The 16,043-nt window shown below is 50.0% G+C and carries 18 protein-coding genes; 6 read left to right on the top strand and 12 right to left on the bottom strand.

Features of this window, described 5'->3' with window-relative positions; translation table 11 throughout:
* The first annotated feature begins 5 nt into the window (after positions 1-5).
* Entirely contained in the window at positions 6-1,013 is a 1,008-nt protein-coding gene (locus tag AC5LIL_RS03980) for an LCP family protein (protein ID WP_499824976.1), read from the top strand.
* 40 nt (positions 1,014-1,053) lie between these two features.
* Here AC5LIL_RS03980 and AC5LIL_RS03975 read toward each other — a convergent pair whose 3' ends face one another.
* The 5 genes from AC5LIL_RS03975 to AC5LIL_RS03955 all read right to left on the bottom strand — a co-directional run bounded on the left by AC5LIL_RS03975 (position 1,054) and on the right by AC5LIL_RS03955 (position 5,182).
* Positions 1,054-2,106, bottom strand: a complete 1,053-nt coding sequence (locus AC5LIL_RS03975; protein ID WP_074033780.1) for a glycosyltransferase family 4 protein — start codon at positions 2,104-2,106, stop codon at positions 1,054-1,056.
* A 124-nt stretch (positions 2,107-2,230) separates the two neighbouring features.
* On the bottom strand, positions 2,231-2,641 hold the full coding sequence (locus tag AC5LIL_RS03970) for a Rok-like winged helix domain-containing protein (RefSeq protein ID WP_499824975.1): 411 nt from the start codon (positions 2,639-2,641) through the stop codon (positions 2,231-2,233).
* 209 nt (positions 2,642-2,850) lie between these two features.
* The gene (gene pgmB / locus AC5LIL_RS03965; RefSeq protein WP_074033782.1) at positions 2,851-3,516 is read right to left on the bottom strand and encodes a beta-phosphoglucomutase; all 666 of its coding nucleotides are present in this window, start codon (positions 3,514-3,516) and stop codon (positions 2,851-2,853) included.
* Positions 3,517-3,716: 200 nt separating this feature from the next.
* Positions 3,717-4,052: an Asp23/Gls24 family envelope stress response protein gene (locus AC5LIL_RS03960; protein WP_074033784.1), complete on the bottom strand. Its 336-nt coding sequence runs from the start codon at positions 4,050-4,052 to the stop codon at positions 3,717-3,719.
* Between the two features lie 74 nt (positions 4,053-4,126).
* Positions 4,127-5,182 carry an acyltransferase family protein gene (locus tag AC5LIL_RS03955; protein ID WP_499824974.1) on the bottom strand — a complete coding sequence of 352 codons (1,056 nt, stop codon included), beginning with the start codon at positions 5,180-5,182 and terminating at the stop codon, positions 4,127-4,129.
* Positions 5,183-5,511: 329 nt separating this feature from the next.
* Here AC5LIL_RS03955 and AC5LIL_RS03950 point away from each other — a divergent pair, with 329 nt between their 5' ends.
* Positions 5,512-6,000: a hypothetical protein gene (locus AC5LIL_RS03950; RefSeq protein WP_214693723.1), complete on the top strand. Its 489-nt coding sequence runs from the start codon at positions 5,512-5,514 to the stop codon at positions 5,998-6,000.
* 5 nt (positions 6,001-6,005) lie between these two features.
* Here the strand turns inward: AC5LIL_RS03950 and AC5LIL_RS03945 are convergent, their stop codons facing one another.
* Both AC5LIL_RS03945 and AC5LIL_RS03940 read right to left on the bottom strand, forming a co-directional pair.
* On the bottom strand, positions 6,006-6,605 hold the full coding sequence (locus AC5LIL_RS03945; RefSeq protein ID WP_499824973.1) for an alpha/beta hydrolase: 600 nt from the start codon (positions 6,603-6,605) through the stop codon (positions 6,006-6,008).
* Positions 6,602-7,546, bottom strand: a complete 945-nt coding sequence (locus AC5LIL_RS03940; RefSeq protein ID WP_214693727.1) for a ring-cleaving dioxygenase — start codon at positions 7,544-7,546, stop codon at positions 6,602-6,604. Before AC5LIL_RS03940 ends, AC5LIL_RS03945 begins: the two co-directional genes overlap by 4 nt.
* Positions 7,547-7,662: 116 nt before the next feature.
* Here AC5LIL_RS03940 and AC5LIL_RS03935 point away from each other — a divergent pair, with 116 nt between their 5' ends.
* From AC5LIL_RS03935 to AC5LIL_RS03925, 3 genes are all read left to right on the top strand, one after another.
* The gene (locus AC5LIL_RS03935) at positions 7,663-8,553 is read left to right on the top strand and encodes an ABC transporter ATP-binding protein (RefSeq protein ID WP_499824972.1); all 891 of its coding nucleotides are present in this window, start codon (positions 7,663-7,665) and stop codon (positions 8,551-8,553) included.
* A complete protein-coding gene (locus AC5LIL_RS03930; protein ID WP_499824971.1) occupies positions 8,543-9,736 on the top strand; it encodes an ABC transporter permease in 1,194 nt (397 codons plus the stop codon). Before AC5LIL_RS03935 ends, AC5LIL_RS03930 begins: the two co-directional genes overlap by 11 nt.
* Before the next feature lie 64 nt (positions 9,737-9,800).
* A complete protein-coding gene (locus AC5LIL_RS03925; protein WP_499824970.1) occupies positions 9,801-10,226 on the top strand; it encodes a hypothetical protein in 426 nt (141 codons plus the stop codon).
* Between the two features lie 64 nt (positions 10,227-10,290).
* Here AC5LIL_RS03925 and AC5LIL_RS03920 read toward each other — a convergent pair whose 3' ends face one another.
* Together AC5LIL_RS03920 and AC5LIL_RS03915 are read right to left on the bottom strand one after the other, a co-directional pair.
* Complete coding sequence (locus AC5LIL_RS03920; RefSeq protein WP_499824969.1) at positions 10,291-10,896, bottom strand: helix-turn-helix domain-containing protein; 606 nt, start codon at positions 10,894-10,896, stop codon at positions 10,291-10,293.
* A gap of 90 nt (positions 10,897-10,986) precedes the next feature.
* On the bottom strand, positions 10,987-11,487 hold the full coding sequence (locus AC5LIL_RS03915; RefSeq protein ID WP_012727005.1) for a PTS sugar transporter subunit IIA: 501 nt from the start codon (positions 11,485-11,487) through the stop codon (positions 10,987-10,989).
* Between the two features lie 208 nt (positions 11,488-11,695).
* On the opposite strand from AC5LIL_RS03915, the gene AC5LIL_RS03910 reads away from it, so the two are divergent.
* Positions 11,696-13,390: a M3 family oligoendopeptidase gene (locus AC5LIL_RS03910; RefSeq protein ID WP_499824968.1), complete on the top strand. Its 1,695-nt coding sequence runs from the start codon at positions 11,696-11,698 to the stop codon at positions 13,388-13,390.
* Positions 13,391-13,421: 31 nt separating this feature from the next.
* Here the strand turns inward: AC5LIL_RS03910 and AC5LIL_RS03905 are convergent, their stop codons facing one another.
* The 3 genes from AC5LIL_RS03905 to AC5LIL_RS03895 all read right to left on the bottom strand — a co-directional run bounded on the left by AC5LIL_RS03905 (position 13,422) and on the right by AC5LIL_RS03895 (position 16,018).
* Positions 13,422-14,489, bottom strand: coding sequence for a DUF389 domain-containing protein (locus AC5LIL_RS03905; RefSeq protein WP_499824967.1), 1,068 nt, complete (start codon positions 14,487-14,489; stop codon positions 13,422-13,424).
* 135 nt (positions 14,490-14,624) lie between these two features.
* The gene (locus tag AC5LIL_RS03900) at positions 14,625-15,518 is read right to left on the bottom strand and encodes an aldo/keto reductase (protein WP_499824966.1); all 894 of its coding nucleotides are present in this window, start codon (positions 15,516-15,518) and stop codon (positions 14,625-14,627) included.
* Positions 15,515-16,018 carry a cupin domain-containing protein gene (locus tag AC5LIL_RS03895; protein ID WP_499824965.1) on the bottom strand — a complete coding sequence of 168 codons (504 nt, stop codon included), beginning with the start codon at positions 16,016-16,018 and terminating at the stop codon, positions 15,515-15,517. The genes AC5LIL_RS03900 and AC5LIL_RS03895 overlap by 4 nt, the downstream gene beginning before the upstream one ends.
* Between the last annotated feature and the right edge of the window lie 25 nt (positions 16,019-16,043).

Genomic DNA, 16,043 nt, shown 5'->3' with positions numbered 1-16,043 from the left:
TCCACATGGAAACACCCCCACGCAAGAAAAAGTCACCTTGGAAAATCGTCCTCATCGTGTTGGGTGTCGTCTTGCTGATCGGCGGTTCCGCTTTCGGCTATTTTGTCTTCAAAGCGAACGAGACCGCCGAGAACGCAAACAAAGAGTTGGAGCGTGGCGATAAATCCGAACGCCGTGATGAAACCATCGACTTGACGAAAGACCACTTCTCCGTCCTGTTAGCAGGGGTCGATGGCGGCGCCTCGCTCGAAGAAGGCCGAAGTGATTCATTGATGGTCGCGACATTCAACAAGGAATCGCGTCAAGTGACGCTCGTCAGCATCCCACGCGACTCATATGTCGACATCATCCTCGATGAAGGAGACCCGTTCAAAGACAAGATCAACCATGCTTACTCGTACGGAGGCATCGATGCGACCATCGCGACCGTCGAAAACTTGCTCGACATCCCCATCGACTACTATGCGACTATCAATTTTGATGGGATCGAAGACCTCGTCGATGCGGTCGGTGGCGTCGAGATCGACGTCCTCATCCCCATTTCTGGAAAAGCGACCGGAAACGTCGACTTAGAGCCAGGCGTTCAAGTATTGAATGGAAAAGAAGCGCTCGCATACGCCCGCATGCGAAAAGAAGATCCTGCCGGCGACATCGGTCGGGCCGGTCGACAGCAGCAAGTAATCGAAGCCATCATCAACGAGGCGACCACGATCAACTCGTTCACCAAATTGAACCGGATCATGAACGCGGTCGGCGAGAACATTCGAACGAACATGTCCTTGTCGGAAGCCTCACAGCTTCAACCGTATACGAAATCGCTCAAGTCGTTCAATCGCGAAACACTTGAAGGAACCGATTTGACGTTGAACGGTGTCTATTATTACGAGCTCGATCCCGCTGACCTACGAGACGCGCAAGCCCTTCTCCAAACGGAGCTTGGAATGCCTGTCACGGCGGATGAGCCGTCAACCGATGAGACAGACGACTCGATGACCGAGACGACGATTTACTAAAGAATACGGCCGATATCGCTAGGCGATACCGGCCGTTTGTTTATGTCCTTGGTCGACCAAGAAGTCGACGGGACGTTCGGATGATGGGTTTATAGTTCGGATGAATGAGTTCCGTCGATTCGACAATCAATTCGATGACAATCAGGACCACGACGAACGTGATGACCGCACCGAGCATTGTCGTCTTCGCAAACAAGATCGATGAGATGCCGAAGAATAGCGTCATCCCATACATGAGCAGGACGGCTTGGCGCGTCGTGAACCCCATGTCAATCAACTGGTGGTGCATATGCGACTTGTCCGGTGACATCGGAGGTCGACCTTGGACGAGCCGGCGGACGATTGCGAAAATTGTATCTGAGATTGGCAACCCGAGCAAGAGGACCGGGACGACGAGAGAAAACAACGTCACGTTTTTAAAACCGATCAGTGAGAACACGGCGAGCATGTAACCGAGAAACAGCGCTCCTGTGTCCCCCATGAAAATCTTCGCCGGGTAGAAGTTGTGGACGAGAAAGCCGAGCGTACTCGCGAGTAACAATAAAGCCATCATCGTCAAATAGACGTTCCCTTGAATGATTGCCAAGACAGCAATCGTTCCGAGGGCGATACTCGAGACACCAGCGGCGAGCCCGTCGAGTCCGTCAATCAAGTTGATTGCATTCGTAATCCCGATCAACCAAAGAACCGTGACCGGGATGCTCCATGACCCGAGGTACAGTTGCTGATCAAACGGGAGATTGACGAGCTCGATACGCATCCCTGAGTTCAAGACGACGACCGTCGCAATCATCTGACCCATCAACTTCACGCGGGCAGAGAGCTGGAAACGGTCATCGATCAGTCCGGTCAGGAGAATCACGACGGCCCCGATCAAGATGGCGTCATTATAGCGACTCGTCGGAAGTAGCAACGCATAGCCGATAAAAAAGGCGATGAAGATCGCCAGACCACCGATTCGTGGCATCGTCCGTAAATGTACTTTTCGTGCGTTCGGATGATCGACTGCACCGATAAAGAATGCGAATCGACGAACGAGCGGTGTAATCAAGATGGCCATTACAAAACTGACCAACATGGCAATCCATAGCATGGGCCGACAGTTCCTCTCTCAAAAAAATAGACTCTGACGATTATATCATATTTTAAACCATTCAGTTTATGTCAGTCCGTTTACAACAAAAAGGCCGACGGGTGCTCTCCCCATCGACTCTAGATTATGAATGTGGCACTGCCTCTTTATCTGTTACAGGCTCGTATGTATAGAGGCCGCGGCCAATCTTTTTTATCTCTGGGTTGACCCCTTCGATTTTCACCATCAATTGGTAGATATTACTGATGTGATGACGATATCGAAGTTCAAGCTCCATTTGAATGTCACGTACACTCATGGTTTGTCGTTCTTTTAATAAGTCGGTCACTTGATGGACATATACATCTAGCGGATAACGTTGATTGACACGTCGAGGGCGTAAGCGTTTCGACATTTCCGAGAGTGCCGTTTCTCGATCTTGGTCACGATTCAATTCAGAAACTAAATATTCTGCACGTTGTTGGAGTTGTCGATATGACTCTTCAATTTCTAACAATTCTCGATAAATATGGTCATTCTTATTAGTAAATTCCATGCACAAATCCCCTTCTATATACAATTCAAATCTATAATTCTATTTATATAAATTATTTACAAAAATATCTCTTTAGAATTGTAACGGATTTGTAATGTGTTTGTCATCTCTTTTTGGACAATATTGTCTATTCGGGACTTTTGATTCAATAGAAAAAGACGGCGACTGTTCGGGGCAGTCGCCGTCTCACGGAAGATGATTGTAGTCTATTACACGCGAGCGCGTTCGAGGATGCGATCGAGTGAAAGTTCGTCGGTAGAAGCGACGATGAGGTCTGCATGACCAAGCATCGATTCTTCCCCGACGGCGACAGCAAACATGTTTGCCGCTTTGATTGCAGTTACGCCGGCAGCCGCGTCTTCAACGCCGATGGCGAGTTCGGGTTTCACGCCAAGGGCAGAAGCGGCTTTCAAAAACACTTCGGGGTGTGGTTTTGACTGGGCGACAGTTGCTGCATCGACAATATGGTCGAAGTAATGACGGACACCTAGTGCGTCAACAACCGCAAATGCGTTCTTTGAAGCAGACGCCATTCCGATTTTAAGTCCCGCCTCTTTGATTTCATCAAGGAATGAAACGATGCCAGGAAGAAGATCGTCAGATGAGATATGTTGAATGAGTTCAACGTAATGCTCGTTTTTCTTTTGAGCGAGTTCTTCTTTCTCTTCCGGCGTGAAGTCGTTCTGTTTTCCGCCGAGCGTAAGGATCCGCTCGAGCGATTCAGTCCGACTCACCCCTTTGAGCGTTTCGTTGAATTCGCGGTCAAATGGAATTCCGAGCTCTTCACCGAGCTGCTTCCAAGCGAGGTAATGGTACTCTGCCGTGTCAGTGATGACACCGTCCAAATCGAAAATCACTGCTTCAATCGTTGACATACATGCTTTCCGCCTTTCCTTCAAATGCTTGTGTCGTCAGACTACATTTAGGGAACTTGACAAGTACCCGTCGCACGTTTGGTCAATGATGCAAACGGTTGCACTTGTTCGATTTCTATTATAAATGAAAACGTTATCTTGATGCAACCGTTTTCGCAAAAATCAAAAAAAGAGAAGAGCTCTCTGCTCTCCCCTCTCTTTTACAACTGGATCCCTACGACTTTCACGTTCACCGAACGTGGTGTCATCGCAAGCATCGTATCCATATCTTGCGTGATTCGCTCTTGAACCGCCGTCACCGTTTTGATGATCGACTGCCCATATGCGATATAAAGTGACAAGTTGATCGTGATGCCTTCTTCTGACTCATCGACTTTCACATGCTTCATGAGCGCACGCTCTGACAATTTCGTGTCTTCTTGCGTGAACGATACGTGTTTCGTTTCTTTGACCGCGACTGCGGCGATCATTTCTACGACGTGACGTGAGACGTTCACGTCACCTTCTGTGCTGTGCATTCCATTTTCGTATGGCATAGGGTCACTTCCTTAACTCTAGTTTCGTTTCCTCTTTATAAAGTGTAGCGGAAATGAAGCGTTTAGAAAAGACTTTACCCTTTCACACCTTTCGTATTTTGTACGCGCCTCACGTCAATCTCGACGAGCGGACGTAAAAGACGGACCATCGGAGGACTGATAATCACAAGCACCATCACGAATGCGACACCGAACAAGACGAGCAATTGCATCCAGGACGTTGGCATGAATCCAGCCGGGACGAACGCCTTCCAAGCGACGACAAAGAATACGTGAACGAGATAGACATATAAGCTATATCGACCAGCCCTCGAGAAGATTGGTAGTCTTCGTCCCGGAATGATGAGCGCGAAGCTGATCGACATGAGGAGCGACACCGTATAGACGATCAAGAATGCGAACGGTCCGCTCCACATCGCCTCCGGTACCGCCGTATCATAAGCGAAGCGGAACTTGAACAAGTTTCCGATGTGATAGAACGCGTCGGCCTGTTGGACGCGCATGGAGATCAATAAGCCAATCGTCAACGTGACAAAGACAATCGCTCCCCCAATCCGGTAACGGTTCCGTTGTTCGGCCCGTTTCGGCAATTCGAAGAAATTGAGTGTGTTCCGTTCGGACATCCAGTTCCCAATTAAGAAGAACGGATAGAACATGATCACTTTTCGTAACGCGAAATAGCCGGTCGCCTCTGCCTGGAACCCGAACAAGAGCGCAAATAGAAGTGCGTATAGGACATACCCTTTCAGCTGTGTCACGTATGGGGTAATGATGTACCAGAAGATGATCGCCATCAAATACCAGAGTGCCCAATACGGTTTCAACAGATTCAGTCCCGGATTCTCCAGCGAGAAAATCGGGATGCTTTCTGTGAAAGCGAACCATGACCCGAGAATGACTTGCCAGATAACGTAAACGACGAACAACTGGATCACACGTAAATAACGGTTCTCCCGATAGAAGTAACCGCTTAGCATAATGAATAACGGCATATGGAAGGTGTACAGGAACAAATACACCCACTTCGGAAGAATGTCGTCATAAGCGCCGCGGACGTCCGTCAACAGGTGACCGAACACGACGAGTAGGACGAGTACTCCCTTAATATTGTCATACCAATAATTTCTCATAACATTCCCTCTAGTTTTTTATGATGATTGCGATGAAGCTGACCTTCATGTTTTCACGTTCAATTCGCACACGGACTGCATGGAAGATCAGATGGAAAAATCCCTCACCTATCATAATCGATTCCCTCGCCAAGTGAAATTACGTTTCAACAAAATTTTCATGTCTTCACTGTCATCATTCCCATAATTCACGTATTGCAAGCCGAAACGTCAAAAAATCCTCACGATTCAGCACGTTGTGGGCGTATTCAAATAGACGGGATTGGGTACAGTATAGTATAGTAGTGTTACTAAATATTCAGAATATTCTAATAAAGGAGGTGGAGAGAATGGCTTCGATCATCCGGAATCGACATCATATGGTGCACGACCCGAAACGTTCATTCTCTAACTTCGGATTCTGGTGGTTAATCAGCAGCTTTTCCGTCGGGCTACTGATGGTGGCCTTTGAGTCGGTCCGTAACGGGTTCTCTGCCATTCATCCTGTGTTGTCTAGTATGGCCTTCCTTGGTCTCACGTTCGCGCTCGGTGTGTGCGCCAAATTGGTCCGTGATGTCTGGTGGCTCAACTATCTACTTGAGCGCACCCAAAACCGGTACTTATACATCGGTGGCGACACGCTTCAGAGCTGGCAGTATACGCTCGACTCGATCTGGTTGCTGACGCGAACCTCACAAAAAAAGCTCGGCCGATTGTATATCCAAATCGACCGAACCGTGCATGCTGAGGAAGCGAAACGTTTATTCGCTGCCTATTTGATTGACCGAGGTGTCCTCGTCGTCTATTCTCGTCCGAACAAACCGAAAAAAATGGCTTGAACGAATTAGTCGAGGTGAGCGGCGATCCATGTCCGTGCCGCCTCGACTTCTTCCATGCGCACTTCATGCCCACCCGTATGATAGAAGAGCTCGACGTCCGCTCCGGCATTCCGGAGTGTCGATGTCAGCTCTTCTGTTTCTGCTTTCGGGCAAATCGGATCGCGCTCACCTGCCGAGATGAATACGTTCGTACCTGACAAGTCAGGCAATGTGAGCGAACGGTCCGGGACCATCGGATGGAACAAGAGTGAAGCGGCGAATGCCGGCTGACGGTACAGTGCCGAACCGATCAAGTTCGCCCCGTTCGAATATCCGATTGGAATCATCTTGTCCCGTTTGATGCCATATTCCGCTGCAGCATCATCTAAAAACTGAAGGAAGCGTTCTGTCTGTTTCTTTAAATCTTCGAGGTCGAGCACGCCTTCCGCGTGACGACGGAAGAAGCGGGTCATCCCATTCTCAAGAATGTCCCCTCGTAGCGTCAGGACGTTCGATTCCGGTGATAACTCTTTTGCGAGCGGGATCAAGTCTTGCTCGCTCCCCCCTGTTCCGTGCAATAAGACGAGCGTCGTCTCTTTCGTTCCTTGAATGAATTGATGAATCATATCCGTTCTCCTTTCGGGATTGTAATCGTTGGTAGCGTGCGGACAATCTTGTCACGGTCCGCTTCAAGCCATGGTGGTAGGCGTAACGTCTCACCGAGCGTGTCGATGGATTCGTCCACGGTGAACCCAGGTACGTCTGTCGCGAGTTCGTGTAAGATCCGTCCGGCATCGTGGAAATAAACCGAGCGGAAATAGTTTCGTTCTTTCACTTCGGTCGGTCTCAATCCAAGGTCAAAGATGGCGTCTTGCCACGTCGGATAGTGTTCACCGTCCGCGACTCGCCAAGCGATGTGGTGAACCGTCCCCGTTCCGGGCACACCGTTCGGAAGAATCGTCTTTTTGACGTCGATGATGTTCCCATAGTCAGCCGTCCCTTTCAAACGTACCCATTCCTCGTCTTCTCCGACTCGTTCAAATCCAAACAGTTCCGTCAACAAGCGTACGGTCTCGTCTGGTGCTTTTGATAATAATGTCGCGCCCGCGAATCCGACGATCGCCTCATCCTTCGTGACGCCTGGGATGACCCAGTGCGTCTGTTTCGTCGTCGGTCGAGCGACGAGTTCGACGACGAGTCCGTCCGGGTCTTCAAACAGAAGTGACGGCTCCTCGAACCGTTCCGTGGCGACGGTCGCAATTCCATGCTGTTGTAATCTTTCTTCCCAGAACGGTAAACTTCCTGCCGGCACGAGATATGTCGTCACGCCGACTTGACCGCTCCCGACCTGTCCTTTCCCTAACCCAGGGATCGGGAAGAAGGTGATGACGGTTCCCGGTGTGCCGACCTCGTCCCCGAAATAGAGATGATACGTACCCGGGTCATCAAAATTGACGGTCTGCTTCACAAAGCGAAGACCGAGTACTTGTCCATAAAAATCAAGCGTACGTTGTGGGTCTTGTACCATCGATGAAATATGATGGATGCCTGTAGACTGCGTGTTCATTGTCATCCTCCTTTATTATCTTGATTTCAAGATAAATCATTTGCCAGAAAAAGTGAAACTTTTTGCTCAGAGTGGCGTACGATAAGAAGAGAGACATTCTAAGGAGGTATGAGAATATGGCATTACAGATTGAACGAGTCACCAAAGAATTCGGTGACTTCACCGCTGTCGACGACCTCACGTTCCGCGTTCCACAAGGAGAAATGTTTGGTCTTCTTGGAGCGAACGGTGCCGGCAAGACAACAACGTTCCGGATGATCCTCGATATTTTGAAACCGACCGATGGAAGCATCACGTGGAATGGTAAAGCGGTCGACCACCGGATTGTCGGATACTTACCCGAGGAACGAGGACTATACCCGAAGTCACAAGTACGCGAACAACTCGTCTTTTTAGCCAGTTTAAAAGGCATGCGCTCAAGCGATGCCAAACGTGCGGTCAAATCTTGGCTCGAACGGCTAGAGATTCCTCAGTATGAGACGATGCGCGTCGAACAACTGTCAAAAGGGAATCAGCAGAAGATTCAACTCGTCGCCGCCCTGCTCCACAACCCCGAGCTCGTCATCTTAGATGAGCCGTTCAGTGGACTCGACCCGGTCAACGTCGAGATTCTGAAACGCGAGGTGCTCGCTTTGCGTGACGCTGGAACGACCATCGTCTTCTCGAGTCACCGAATGGAACATGTCGAAGAGCTCTGTCAACATGTCGGCATTTTGAAAGGTGGACGTGCCGTCGTCAGTGGTGACGTACCCTCCATCAAATCGCGTTACGCCGAGCCAGCTCTCTTCATCGAGACGGACCAGATTCACGTGCTCGAATCACTCCCGGTCATCGAAACAATCGAGCCGTATAAGTCCGGCCATTTAGTACGTCTACATTCATTTGAAGATAGCGACGTCGTCCTATCGACACTCGTCCGCCATCAGGCGAACGTCAAGACGTTCATGCGCCAACCGGTATCGCTCAATGACATCTTTATCAAGGAGGTCGGACAGCATGTTTCATAACTTTGGACCGCTCTATGCATTCACCCTCAAATCGAGGATCCGTTCAAAAGCGTTCGTCATCTCGACGGCGTTGACGATTCTATTCATCTTCGGGTTCACGAACATCGACCGCATCATGTCCTCGTTCGAGGATTCAGAACAAGCGAGCGCCCTCGTCGTAACGGAAAACACAGCGCTCGTCGATACGATGCAGTCGCTCGGCTATGAAGACGTTGCCACAAGTGACATCACCGAAAAAGAGGCACGCGCCGGAATCAATGACGGCGAATACGGAGTCGTTGCTTTCGTCGACGGTTACGACGCCCGTGTCATCTCGGAACGCCCGGAGCAGGAGTTCATTACCATCTTGCAAACGTCGCTTCAGCAATTGCGTAATGCGGAATTAATTGAATCAGCCGATGTCGACCCGGCCGTCATCACGGCTCTCAGTGAACCAATCCAGCTCGATGAGTCGTATCTCGGGCGCGGAGGCGAGAACTCGGATGAGCTGCTTTCGTCTTCGGCACTCGTCTATGTCATGTTGATGCTCCTTTACATCTCGATCATTACGTACGGATCGATGATTTCGACAGAAGTGACGACCGAGAAGTCGTCGCGTGTCATGGAATTGATCATCTCAACGACGCATCCGGTGACGCACATGCTCGCCAAAGTGACCGCCATCGGAACGCTCGCCCTCATCCAGATTGGGATTTTCCTTGGGTTTGGTTATGTCAGCGCGAGCGGCAGTGAGTTAGCGACAACGGTCATCGAAAATGCCGGGAATGCGCGAGCTGTCATCTACTTACTCGTATTCTTCCTACTCGGTTATTTGTTGTACGCGTCACTCTTCGCCGTCCTCGGCTCACTCGTCAGCCGCGTCGAAGAATCCCAACAGATGGTCATGCCGGTCATCATGCTACTCGTCGCAGCATTCTTAGTGGCGATGTTCGGCTTGAACAATCCGGACGCGACCATCGTGACGATTCTCTCGTTCGTCCCGTTCTTTGCCCCGATGCTCATGTTCCTTCGGGTCATGCTCGTCGATGTAGCCGTGTGGGAAGTCGCGCTCTCGATTGGCTTACTCATCGGAACGATCGGTGTGACGCTTTGGATTGGCTCTAAGTTTTATCGAGGTGGCGTCCTGTTTTACGGAACCAATGCCATTAAACAATGGCGACAAATATTACAAAACCGCCAATAACGTTTACAGCAAATTCGTTTTCGTTTACTCTAAAGAATGTGCAAAATGAGGAGGAAAACGAACTATGCGATCACGATTACTCGCGGCCTTAATCTTTACGTTTATGACGACGCTCACGACGTTCATCTGTTATACCGTCTTCTTAGACGCGGATGCGTTATGGCAAATCCTGCTTGCGTATGCAGGTAGTACATTTATCGGAACGCTCGCGTTTTGGTATCCGGTCAGCAGACGTCCACAAACGTCTCGCTTCGGTGGCGCATGGATCGGCATCATGATTACTGCAACGACACTCATTGGCTTCACCGTCATCCGCTTCACATTCCGCGGCGACGCAGCAGCTCTGCTCGACTGGCAAACGGTGCTGGCGAGTCTTGCTTACACGTTCGGGTATGTCGGATGGGTGCTCACAATCTTGAATATCGTGCTCGGCTTTTTACTTACCGGCACTCGTCCGAAAGTACGCTACGAAGCGCGTCCGATGCGCTGATCAATGAAAAATGACCAGGAGAGTGATTCTCCTGGTCATTTTTTTAGATTCATACCTGTCTCACTCATTGTAATTTATATGATTTGTCCACGACGCTGTACTCTGCATACTGGAACGAGTTGTCCGCGAACTGATCGGGGACGAGTCGTTCCACGTAACGAGCGAACGGGACGATGTGACGATTTTGATTTGAATCATGGGAACGTCCGAGGTCAAGGACGGCGTCGACGAGTGCTTCGAGCGCATGGTGCGACGTCGGCTCTTCGTCCTCTTCAAAGATTCGTTGTAATTCTTCTTCGTGCATCAGGTCGAAGATGCGCATCCGCTCCTCGAGTTGTCGCTGCATCTCCTCGACTGACTTTCCGTGCATCGCTTCTTCATAGGCGAGCTTCATCTGTTCAATTTCGGGTACTTTCCCCCGCATCAACACTTTGAGCGACTCCCCCGTCCAAATGTGACGCGCCAAATAATTGGAATCGATGCGCAGAGCTTCTGCGAGCGCCTCTATGTAAGGCATCGTCGGGTAGACCTCGCTCAGTTCGGTACGTCGAATAAAATATGGGGCGACGCCGATTTGTTCCGCAAGCGTCTCAATCGATAATCCAGCCCGCTCTCGCAAGATTCGAATCCGGTCTCCGTATCCCCGATATGGTGCATTTTTACCATCCATCTCATTTCCCCCTTCCCTCTCTACATTATAATTCCCGAATTCACAAAAAAATACTCGGAAGCGTAAGCTCCCGAGTCATGAATCGTTCTCTTATTTCTTCGTCAATTCGACGACTTCTGAAGATCCAGCTGTCACCGTGTCGCCTTCTGCGACAAGTTTGTTCACGCCGAAGCTGTCATGGTTCGTGATGATGATCGGAGTGATTGTTGATGGAGCGTTCGCTTTGATGAAGTCGAGGTCGAACGTGACGAGCGGGTCGCCTGCTTTGACAGATTGACCTTCTGTGACGTGTGTCTCGAAGCCTTCACCTTTAAGGTTTACCGTATCCAAACCGATGTGGATCAAGTACTCTGCACCGTTGTCCGCGTTGATGCCGATTGCGTGTTTCGTCGGGAATACCGTTGCGATTGTTCCGCTAACTGGTGAAACGACTTTGCCTTCTGTCGGCTCGATCGCAATTCCGTCACCCATCATTTTTTGTGAGAATACTTGGTCCGGTACGTTCGTGATGTCGACGACCTTTCCTGTAAGCGGTGAAACCGCGTTGAGTTGTTCTTCTTTACCACCAAATAGTTTTTTAAAGAATCCCATAGCTTAATCCCTCCAACATGTTCTATTGAATCGAAGTCTTCACTTTTATACCCGAAAAGCTAAAACTTCAATCCCTACCTTATTAACGGTAAAGTAGATATAAGGTAGTGCGAAATCGTTTTACACATCGTAAGAATACGAGTGTGCAATCGCTTTTGCAAGCCCTTTTTACACTTTATAAAAATTTCACACGATGGAGGCGCTTACAATGACGACTTTCACAAAATTGTCATATGAACGGCCCGACTTGGACGCTTTGAACAGCAGATTGTCGGACTATTCTGCCGAATTACAGCAAGCGAGCACACTTGAGGAAGCGAATGAACTCATTCGTCAAATCAACAAGGAACGGAACGACTTTGAGACACAAAGTCAACTCGTCGCGATCCGACACTCGGTCGACACACGCGACGCTTTTTATGAAGAAGAACAATCTTTCTTCGACGATGCACTACCGGTCTATGAGAAAGAAATCCAAGCGTACTACCGCGTCTTGACGAACCACGAGCTTCGTTCTGAACTCGAAGCGGAATGGGGTAGCCAGTTATTCTCTCTCGCCGAGCGTGCACTCGAGACATTCGAGGAGTCGCTCATCCCGAAATTGCAGGAAGAGAACCGCCTCGCGACGGCTTATCAAAAGGTCATGTCAGCGGCACAGATTGAATTTGACGGCAAGACACTCAACTTGTCACAGTTCGGTCCATACCTTCAGTCACCTGACCGCGATGTCCGTAAAGCCGCATCCGTTGCCCGCTATACATACCTTTCTGACAACGGTGACGAGCTCGACCGAATTTACGGAGAACTTGTACGTGTGCGTACAGAGATCGCCCATGCGCTCGGCTTCCCATCATTTGTTGAACTCGGCTATGCTCGTATGCAACGTGTCGGATATGACGAGTCGATGGTCGATAACTTCCGCAAACAAGTCCGCGACGTCATCGTCCCGCTCGCTTCTGCGTTAAAAGAGAAGCAGGCGAAACGCATCGGTGTCGACCATCTCTACTATTACGATGAGTCGTTCGTCTTCCCTGACGGTAACGCGACACCTCAAGGGGATGAGTCGTTCATCATCGAAGGTGGAAACAAGATGTATCATGAGCTCTCGAACGAGACAGATGAGTTCTTCCAATACATGCAAGAGCGCGGCGCCCTCGATTTGACGGCGAAACCAGGTAAAGCTGGCGGCGGATATTGCACGTACTTGCCATCTGAAGGTCTCCCGTTCATCTTCTCGAACTTCAACGGCACAGCCGGAGACATCGATGTCCTTACACACGAAGTCGGTCATGCCTTCCAAGTGTATGAAAGCCGTCATTTGACGACTCCGGAATACGCCTTCCCAACATATGAGGCATGTGAGATCCATTCGATGTCGATGGAATTCTTCTGTTGGCCATGGATGGAACTCTTCTTCGGCGACCAAGTCGACAAGTACAAGTTCAACCATTTGGCTGGCAGCATGACGTTCCTTCCGTACGGCGTGCTCGTCGATGAGTTCCAACATGTCGTCTACCGCAATCCGGACATGACAGCTGCCGAGCGTCGTCAGGCATGGCGCGACTTGGAGAAGGTGTACCTTCCGCATCGTGACTATGAGACGAACGACTATCTCGAATCAGGTGCATGGTGGCACCAACAAGGACATATCTTCCAAAGTCCGTTCTACTATATCGACTACACGCTTGCTCAAGTGTGTGCGTTCCAGTTCTGGGTGCGCATGCATGAAGACCGCGAAGCCGCATGGAGCGATTACCTCACGCTCTGTCAGGCAGGCGGAAGCCGCTCGTTCCTCGAACTCGTTGAACTGGCTGGTCTCAAATCGCCATTCGCAGACGGCGTGTTGAAAGAAACGATTGATCAAATCGAAGACTATCTCTTGAAACACCCGCTCGCGAACTAACAAGAAAGACCATCGAAGAATCGATGGTCTTTTAGTTTGGATTGATTTCGTTCTGCAGTTCGAACGGCAAGTCCTCTAAATTGATTTGACGGCTGTCGAACAGGTTGAACTGTTGGAGGCGACTTTCCAAATATTTTTGAAGTAGTTCAGCTACCTTCTCCCCGGACAATCCGTTCAAGTCCGGAACCTGTGTCACCGAGAGTTCAATAGTGCGAAGCCCATAGTCAGGCAACCGTGATTCGATGTCGGCAAGCTCCTCTTCGGTCAACCGTTTCCCTGTCGTCGTCACGAGAAGGAGATTGTCATCTTCCTGATAGTCCTGACTGATAATGATGGCATCTGAAAATTCTTCTTCGATGAAGTTATTGATTCCCGTCCGGACGATGCTGTCTTGAACGAGCGTCGCGGCCGAAAAGATACTCGGAACGACAATCAGGACAGATACGGCGATGAGAAGTCGATTAATTTTTTTATGGTTCGCATCCTGTTTCGTCAACACTTGAGAGATGCCCATAAACTTGACCCCGATGAACGTGGCGATGGCAATGAACGCACAGTTGATGACGAACAGGTAGCTCGACCCGATTAAGTAGTCGAGATTGCGTGTTGCAATCGAATAGCCGACCGTACAGAGCGGTGGCATCAAGGCGGTCGCGATGGCGACCCCCGGGACGATGTTGTTACTCATTTTCTTTTGCGCCCCGATAATCCCGGCGGTTCCCCCGGCGAAGGCGATGATGACATCCCAAATCGTCGGTTCGGTCCGTGCGATGATTTCATTACTCGCATAGGTGATTGGGGAGATGGCGAAATAGATGGTCGCGACGGTGAGACTGACCGCAACTTGGACGAGCAGTAAACGAACACCTGCCCGCAATAACTTCATGTCATAAAGTGACAAAGCTAGACCGATACTCAAGATTGGTGTCATGAGTGGCGAGATTAACATCGCCCCGATAATGATGGGAATGGAGTTCATATTGAGTCCAATGGATGCGATAAAGATGGAACACATCAAAATGACGGAATCACTTGGTCGTACCTTTAAATTCGTGTACATCTTGTCTTTGAATTCTTCGGCGGTGTACGTCTGTTCCATTCTGATTTTCAGCTCCCTTGTCGTATCGATATCATCCACAGAAGCAAGTCCTTCCTTTATTTACCCGCAACTCGAAAAAGACAATCGATTTCAGCAAAAGAAAAACTGGACCTTTGATTGGTCCAGTTCACATCATCAAATGACATCTAACGGTTGTTTCGTCGTCGGTGGTGGGAATGCTTCATCGAGCGCCTCGAAATCTTCTTCACTCAAATCGAGCAAGAGGGCCGCCGCATTCTCCTCGACGTGCTCGGCCTGCCCCGCTTTCGGAATGGCGATGACGTGTCCGCTCCGAATCGTCCAGGCGAGTAAGATTTGGGCGACCGAGGCACTATACGCCTCCACTAGTCGATTGACCGTCTCGTTTTCGAAGACGTCTTTTTTCACGTCACTTCCCTCGGCGAGCGGTGCGTACGCCATAACCGGGATGCCTTGTTCTTTCAAATAAGGGAGCAGGTCATACTCGATCCCTCGACTGCCAAGATGATAGAGCACTTGGTTGACCGCGCAGTTGTCTCCGTTCGGTAAGGCGAGAAGTTCTTTCATATCCTCGACATCGAAGTTCGAGACACCCCATGCCCGAATCTTGCCGTCTGCCTTGAGCTGCTCCATTCCTTGAATCGTCTCCTCGAGCGGGGCATCCCCTCGCCAATGGAGTAAGTAAAGATCGAGATAGTCTGTTCCGAGTCGTTCGAGTGACGCGTCGCACGCTTTGGCAAGTTTGTCGCCGTACGCATTGTATGGGTACACTTTCGAGACGAGGAAAACGTCTTCGCGTCGGTCTTGAATGGCTTCGCCAACCAACTTTTCCGACTCCCCTTCCCCGTACATCTCAGCTGTATCGATGACATGAAGTCCGCAATCGAGTCCTGTCCGAAGCGCTTCCACCTCAGCGTCATGCTTCGATTTCTCTTCTCCCATACGCCACGTCCCTTGCCCGAGTGCGCGCATCTCCCGTCCGTCTTTCAATTCGACAACGTTTTGTTTCAATGCCGCGAGTAATAAAGAATGTGGTAGTCGTTGATTCATATCGTTTCCTCCTTTGTCCAAGCCTCATGTAACGGTCCCGTCGTCCCGAAGACAGGGTCGTACGTCGGTTTCTCGACTTGTTCGATTCGCTTCACATTGTCCGGACGTTCTTCCGTCTTCCCGGTCAATGTGTCATAGTCACGACCGTCCGGGTATGCCCCGACGACTTGAAAGTCTTCGCTCGCCTCGATGCGCCGATGTCCTGTTCCCGCCGGCAAGACGAGGACATCCCCTGCACTGACGCGTACGAGATCACCATTCGTCCCTCCGAGTTGAAGGGTCGCCTCACCATGTAAGACGCCCAACACTTCATGCGTGTTGCTGTGATAGTGATGATAATCGAACACCCCGTTCACCCAACTGTTCGTCCATTCATTATGAGCGAACGTTTCTTGCATCCCACTCGGGTCATCAAAGACACCACGATAAAGAAGCGCCGGATAATCGGGATGATTCGGAATCGAGCCGTCATCTGTAAACAAAAAAGTTTTCAAGTCCATTCTAAAAACCCTCCTTGTCTCTGTC

It is taken from the genome of Exiguobacterium sp. RM11 (genome assembly GCF_059821525.1).
Note: the sequence above shows the minus strand (reverse complement) of the source record. Positions and strands in the feature narration are given on the sequence as shown.